Origin of the sequence: Achromobacter sp. Marseille-Q0513, assembly GCF_018195695.1 — a bacterium.
Lineage (GTDB): Bacteria > Pseudomonadota > Gammaproteobacteria > Burkholderiales > Burkholderiaceae_B > Achromobacter.
Map to the genome: position 1 here is coordinate 1 of NZ_JAGTJY010000248.1, position 7,344 is coordinate 7,344.

The 7,344-nt window shown below is 70.8% G+C and carries 3 protein-coding genes; all 3 read left to right on the plus strand.

The window, feature by feature from the left end:
• A partial coding sequence (locus KDH83_RS28470; protein WP_212321945.1) for a DUF6603 domain-containing protein occupies positions 1–2,793 on the plus strand: 2,793 nt, incomplete at its 5' end.
• A gap of 38 nt (positions 2,794–2,831) precedes the next feature.
• Positions 2,832–5,087, plus strand: a complete 2,256-nt coding sequence (locus tag KDH83_RS28475; protein WP_212321947.1) for a hypothetical protein — start codon at positions 2,832–2,834, stop codon at positions 5,085–5,087.
• On the plus strand, positions 5,084–7,344 hold a 2,261-nt coding region (locus KDH83_RS28480), incomplete at its 3' end, for a hypothetical protein (RefSeq protein ID WP_212321949.1). The genes KDH83_RS28475 and KDH83_RS28480, both read left to right, overlap by 4 nt.

Here is a 7,344-nt window from a genome sequence, read left to right on the forward strand (position 1 = left end):
CGCACCGTGCTGCTGGCGCAATACCAGGCGCACGACGGAGCGGGCGAGATCGACGTCAAGAAGCTGCTGGCCAGCGTCGTGCCGGACGTGGCCGCCGGCCTGCCGGACGGCCTGGTGATCGACCTGGCCGACGCGATGATCGCCATCGTCAGCGAGAACGGCCAGCGGAAGTTCCTGTTCGCGATGGACATCGCGCTGGAGTTCCCGCTGTCCAGCCTGCCGCTGATCGGCAAGGCCGTGCCGCAGGACGCCAAGGCCGGCCTGAAGAACCTGAAGCTGATCGTGTCCTCCGCCGCCTTGAGCGCCGACGATGTCACGCTGATCAACAGCCTGTCGCCCAAGCCCGTGCTGCCCGAGCCCGCCGCCCAGCTCAAGGGCGACGCCGTGCCCAAGGGCTTCTCGATGGCCGCGCAGATCGAGCTGGGCCAGTTCACGATGCTGCTGACCAGCCCGCCGGCCCCGGCGAACACGAAGGGCCTGGCGCGCGCGCACGCGCCCTATGCGTCGCCCGCGCCGTCGTCCGTGACCTGGGTCAACGTGCAGAAGTCGTTCGGCCCGGTCTCTATCCAGAAGGTGGGTTTCGCCTACGACCAGGGCAGCCTGTACGTGCTGTCCAACCTGAGCCTGGCCGCCGGCGGCCTGGAAATCGACCTGATCGGCATCGGCATGGGTTCGCCGATCAAGCAGCCGCGCCTGGGCTTCACCATCGAGGGGCTGGCGATCAGCTACCAGCAGGGGCCGGTGTCCATCATGGGCGGCATGCTGGGCACGCTGGATCCGCTGGACTTCACCGGCGCGCTCAGCGTCAAGGTGCCGCAGTTCTCGCTGGCCGCGCTGGCGGGCTATGCCCAATACCAGGATCACCCCTCGTTCTTCCTGTACGGCGTGCTGAACGCGCCGCTGGGCGGACCGCCGGCGTTCTTCGTCAACGGCGTGGCGGCCGGCGTGGGCTTCAACCGCAAGCTGCTGGTGCCCGATGTCTCGGGCGTGGCGAGCTTTCCGCTGGTGCAGTGGGCGCAGGGGGACGGCACGCCGTCCATGGATCCGTCCAAGCCCATCGGCGATCAGGTCCAGGCGGTGCTGACCATGCTGTCGCAGTCGGGCGTGGTCGCGCCCAGCGTGGGCGATTACTGGCTGGCGGCCGGCCTGCGCTTCACCAGCTTCGAGCTGGTGGACTCCTTCGCGCTGCTCACCGTCAGCGTCGGCGCCGACGTGGAGATCGACCTGCTGGGCCTGTCCACCGTGACCGTGCCGCCGCAGGATCCGGTGCCCGTGGCCGAGGTGCAGATCGCGCTGGAAGTGTCGTTCTCGTATGCGCGCGGACTGGTGGCCGTGGCCGGCCAGCTGACCGACAACAGCTACGTGCTGTCGCGCGACTGCAAGCTGACCGGCGGCTTCGCCTTCTACGTCTGGTTCAAGGGCGAGCGCGCCGGCGAGGCGGTGCTGAGCCTGGGCGGCTACAACCCCAACTTCACCGTGCCCAAGGACTATCCGGTGGTGCCCCGGCTGGGGCTGAACTGGCAGGTGATTCCGGAGCTGAGCATCACCGGCGGCCTGTACTTCGCCGTCACGCCCAACGTCATCATGGCCGGCGGCAAGCTCAGCGCGGTCTGGGACAGCGGCCCGATCCGCGCCTGGTTCACCTACTGGGCCGATTTCCTGATGACCTTCAAGCCGTTCCACTACCACGTGAACGGCGGCATCGACCTGGGCGCTTCCTTCACGGTGGACCTGTGGCTGTTCAGCATTTCCGTCACCATCCACATCGGCGTGGAGCTGACGCTCAAGGGACCGCCCTTCTCTGGCCAGGCCCGCGTGGATCTGTCCATCATCTCCTTCACCATCAGCTTCGGCGACGCCGGCCAGGGCGACACCAAGATTCCCTGGTCGCAGTTCGTCCAGCAGCTGCTGCCGTCCAACGCGCCGCCGGCCATGGCGCGCAGGACGCGGCGCGGCCGGCTGGAAGGCGCGGCGTCCGCCCCGCGCGCCGACGACGTCCAGCCCGCGGTGGTGCAGATCAACCTGACCGGCGGCCTGGTGCGCCGCCTGCCCGATACCGCCGACGGCCCCTGCTACCTGGTCAGCGCCGAGACCTTCCAATGCAGCGTGCTGACCACCATCCCGGCCAAGAGCGTCGCGTTCGACACCAATCCCGACCATGCCGGTTTCGCGAACCTGGGCTGGGCGCCGGACGCGCAGCAGCCCTGCGATCCCTCCGGCAAGCCGATACCGGTGAACAACAGCTTCGGCGTCGGCCCGGCGCGGATCGCGTCGGGCAGTTTCAACCCCGCGCTGACGCTGAGCCTGGAATCCGAGGAGGATTCGACGCTGCAGGCCGTGCGCATGCTGTCGAACGCGCCCAAGGCGCTGTGGGAGGTCAAGCAGCTCGACGCCAATGGCGTGCCGCAGGTCGATCCCGGCACCGCGCTGACCGACGCCAGCTTCGCCAATGCGCTGGTCGGCCTCTCGCTCAGTCCCTGCGTGGCGCCGCCGGACACCCTGTGTCCGGTGCCGCTGGAATCGCTGCTGTACACGCTGGACGATGACATCCGGCCGTTCGCCTGGAGCCCCGGACAGCCGCCCGCCGGCGACGACTTCTCCGGCCAGACCGTGGCCGGCACCATCGCCTCGGCGCCGGCCGCGCGCCAGCGCGGCCTGCTGCTGGCCGCGCTGGCGCCGCTGGGGGTGAACGTGGACACACAGGTCAACGGGGCGCGCCTGGCCACCCCCGCCACCAACGACCTGGAATCCGCGCCCCGCCTCAGGCTGCTGGGCGAGCAGGCCGCCGCCTGACGGCAGCGCGCAACAGGAACCGAACCGGACCGGAGCCCATGAGCACCTACACCGCAAGCCAGCTCGACAAGCAGGTCGTCTTCATCCAGAACGACATCCCGCCGCTGCGCGACGGCGTCTACACCCTGCGCGCCACGCACACGGTGCCGAACCAGGATCCAGGCAGCTTCAGCGCGGCCAGCAGCTTCGTGGTCCAGGGCGAGCGCTTCGCGCTGGCCGCCACCGAGATCGACGCGGTGTTCCCGCCCAACCTGGCCAACGGCGAATTCGACGGCGTGCTGCCGCACGTGACGCTCACGCGCTGCACCCTGCCCTGGGAACGCGGGCTGGACACGCCGCATTCGGCCCATACCTACCCGCAGTCCCCCTGGCTGGCCGTGCTGGTGTGCGACAACAGCGACCAGCAGCCGGCGCCGCTGCCCATCGCCGCCACCGCCAAGGACCTGGTGCCGGTCGGCACCGCGATCACCGTGACCGGATCCAGCGCCACGGGCCAGGGCACCCTGCCGGCATCCAAGCTGTCCTACGGCGCGGCGCTGCTGTCGGTGCTGGGCTATGGCGAAACCCCGGACGACGCCTGCAGCGTGATCGACCTGCCCGTGGACCTGTTCAATCAGGTCGCGCCCGCCGCCGCGGACCTGGCCTACCTGGCCCATGTGCGCGAGGTCGACACCCTGCACGGACCGGACACGGACGCCGACCGCGCTCGCAGCGCCGTGGTGGTCGCCAACCGCACTGCGCCCTCCAATGGCGCGGCGCGCGCCTATCTGGTGTCGCTCGAGGGCATGGCCGACTATCTGCCGTCCGCCAGCGGCCAGGCCAGCCCGCTGATCGATTCCCGCGTCAAACAGGTGCGCCTGCTGGTCTACCGCAGCTGGACCTTCACCGCCAACAACCTCGACCAGACGCTGTCGCAGCTGCTCAGCAACCTGAACGCGCCCGGCCCCGACGGCGTGCGCGTCACCACGCCCTGCCTGCCCGCGGGCGGGCCGCCGCCCAGCGCCGCCCGGCTCGCGGCCGCCATGGCCGCGCAAGCCAGCGGCCAGGCCAGCGCCGACGATGCCGCCGTGCTGATGCGCAACGCCCTGCTGATGGGCTATGTGCCGATGAACCATCACCTGCGCCACGGCGGCAAGACCGTCTCCTTCTATCGCGGCCCGCTGTCTCCGCTGCCGGTGCCGGCCGCCAGCGCCGCCGCCTACTACAACAGTCCGGACGCCGCCAACGCCTACAACCCCTATACGGGCCTGTTCGATGTGTCCTACGGCGCCGCCTGGCAGCTGGGACAGCTGATGGCCCTGCAAAGCGCCGGCATGGCCAATCAGCTGTATGCGTGGAAGCGCTCGGTCACGCAGCAGCAGGCCATGGCGGCCGAACAGCAGCTGCTGGCGCAGCGCCTGCAGGGCGCGCCCCTGTTCCAGGGCTTCATGTCGCAACGCGCGGCCCTGCTGCGCGACGGCCCGCCGCCGCTGCCCGACGAGGTGGCGGACTGGTTCTCCAACCTGGCCACGCTGCAGGGCATTCCGTTCAGCTATCTGGTGCCGGACGAGCGCATGCTGCCGCCCGAGTCCATCCGCTTTTTCTGGCTGGACAGCAACTGGATGGACGCGCTGATCGACGGCGCCTTCAGCATCGGCCGCGCCGGCGTGTCGCCGCAGTCGATCGAGGCGCGCCATGCCCCGTCGCTGCGCGCCCAGGCCCGCATGGGCATGGGCCTGCGCGCGGCCAACCGGCGCCGCGCGCTGCACGCCGCCGGCATCAGGGCCGGCCAGGCGCCGGTCACCGGTTGCCTGATCCGCTCGCAGGCCATCGCCGGCTGGCCCAAGCTGCGCATCCTGGGTTTCGCCGACGCCAAGATGCAGCAGGCGCTGCCCGCCCTGCGCATCGCGCGCCTGTCCGACGACACGGTGCTGTGCCTGTTCAACGGCGAGCTGGTCTCGCTGTGCCTGCGCGAACCGCCGGAACAGCAGCATCATGGCGTGGAAGGCATGCCCGACGCTCTCTACACCACGCTGCGCGCCGTCAGCGGCGGCCCCGACGGGCAGGCGCCGGGCCAGCAGTACACGAGCAATCCCAAGCCCTTCGTCAGCCCCTGCGACCCGGGTGGCAAGTTCGCGCGCGCCTGCCTGAGCGTGCGCGCCGACGGCCGCACGCTGGACGTGGCCGGTTCGGCCGGCGTCATCAGCCTGCGCCTGACCCGGGATTTCTCGCAAAAGCTGCCCAGCGGTTTCACCTCGGCCGAGTACGCGCTCGAAATGACCAAGGGCGTCGTTGAAGTGGAGTACCTGCGATGAGCACCCTGATCGTTCCCGTCGACCTCACGGCCTATTGCATCGGCACGCTGGACGCCGCCGGCCCCGCGCGCGCCTTCGCCGGCGGCAGCACCGATTACAGCAACCAGGTCAGCCGCGACCGTCCCGCCTTCCTGGGCCTGAACGTCAGCCGCGATCCGAGCCAGGCGCCGCTATGGCCCATGGAACAGGGCGTGCACCTGCATTGGGCCATGCCGGACGCCCTGACCCGCGCGCCGCAAGGCGATGCGCTGCGCTTTCCGGCGCTGCCCAACCGCTGGCTGGTCAGCCGCATCGCGCCCGACGCGCTGACGAGCCGCCACTGGATCGTGCAGAGCGATCTGCTGTCGGACACGCCGCCCGCCGCCGGCCATGCGCCCACCGTGCCCGTGGCGGTCGCCGCGGCCAACGGCCAGCCCACGCAACGCGGCTTCCGCTTCCTGGGCGCCACGCAAGTGTTCGACGCCGGCTGGAGCGACCCGGCCCCGGCGGCCAACGCCGCGCGCGGCCTGCGCGCGCAGACCGGCGCGGACCTGCATGCCGTGGCCACCGGCGATATCGCCTTCGCCGCCTTCTACCCGAACTCCCGAGGCGTATTCGGCTTCCACGACGACCTGACCGATCTGAATCCCGGCCCGGACGGCGTGGCGCTGCTGTACACCGTCACCGGCTGGTACGCGGATCCGACCCAGGATCCGCTGCGGGGCGCGCCTACCCTGGCGCAATTGCAGCAGACCCTGGGTTGGACCTGCGCCAGCGCCGATCCCAAGGCCGACCGCTCGCTGTACAACGGCCTGATCCAGGGCCTGGTCTGGAATCCCCACACCCGCTATGTCGACGACGCGCCCACGCCCATCGATGGCGACGTCGCCATCGGCAATCATCCCGCCGAGGCGCTGGCCGCCTACTTCCGAGGCCTGAACAGCCCGGCCACGCCCATCTACGAGGAACTGCTCACGCTGTATGCCACTGGCCTGCTGCCCGGCCTGTCCGCGCCCGCGCCGGGCCAGTTGGCGCTGCTGGAGGAAACGCTGCACGCGCTGCAATTCAGCGCTCAGGACGCCGGCACGATCTACACGGTGACGCGCGACGACGCCGAGGCCATCGACCTACCCCTGCCGCTGGCCGACGCGCTCAACCAGCTCAACCTGCTGCGATTGGCGGCCGATGCCTCCGCCGTCCAGGTGCGCCAGGCGCGCTGGCAGCTGTTCTCCGCCTGGCTGCGGCTGTTCAGCGTGGACAGCGGCAACCAGCAGGCCGCGCTGAGCGCGTTCTCCAGCCAGTTCGCCTTGCAGGGCGCGATCGACCGGCATCAACGTGAAGCCGACGACGCGGTCGCCGCGCAAGCCGCCGCCGTGCGCGCCTTGCTGGGCAGCGAGCTGACGCTGACCACGGCGCCGGCCCCCAGCTATCGCGGTCCGGCCGAGCCGGTGCTGCTGCTGGCCGGCGACGCCGCCGCGCCGGCGCTGCGCTATGGCGGCGACGGCCGCTACCATCCCTCGGGCTATCTGCCGTGCCGGCTGGCCGACGCGGTGCTGGACACCGTATCGATCGGTCCGTCCACCACGCTGCGCGCCGCCAGCTACGCGCCGCTGGCTCCGCCCGCGCCCAACCGCCTGCCCGACCCCGCCGTCGGCGCGCTGGTGCTGGAGGCGGCCTTGCTATGCACCGTAATCGGCGCGCGCGCCAGCGGCCTGGCCCCGGCCGCGCTGGCGGCCGACCTGACGGCCTGGACCGAGAGCGGCGCGGCCCGCTACTACGCCAGCGCGCAGGGCCTGCCGCCATCGGCCGTGGGCGTGGGCGCCTGGCCCGGCGCCAATCCATGGTGCTCGCTGGCAGTGCTGTGGCAGGGCCACTATCACCCGCTGCTGGCCACCGCCCAGGCCGGCGCGGCCGTGGATTATCCACCCCGCTATTTCACGGCCAACTACCTGCTGGACCCCAACGCGCCGGGCGCCATCGCCTATCAGCCCGGGGCGGACGGCATCCACATCGACCCCGCCAGCATCGACTTCGATTCGCGCGATCCCGCGTCGGGCACGCATCTGTACCAAGGCCTGTCCATCCTGTCGGCGGCGTCGGCGGACAACCTGCGCAACCAGCTCGCGCGGGATTTGGCGCGGCAGCCGGACGCGACGCTGCAAACCATCGCCGATCAGTTGGCCGCCACTGACATCAGCATGCAGAGCATGACCGGGCTGAACGACCAGTTGCTCAGCCGCCGCCGCAGCCTGCAATTGAGCATCGGCGTGTCCGCCAC

Excerpts from the sequence above, each read along its gene's own strand:
- KDH83_RS28475 (WP_212321947.1), top strand. The coding sequence starts at position 2,832 with ATGAGCACCTACACCGCAAGCCAGCTCGACAAGCAGGTCGTCTTCATC.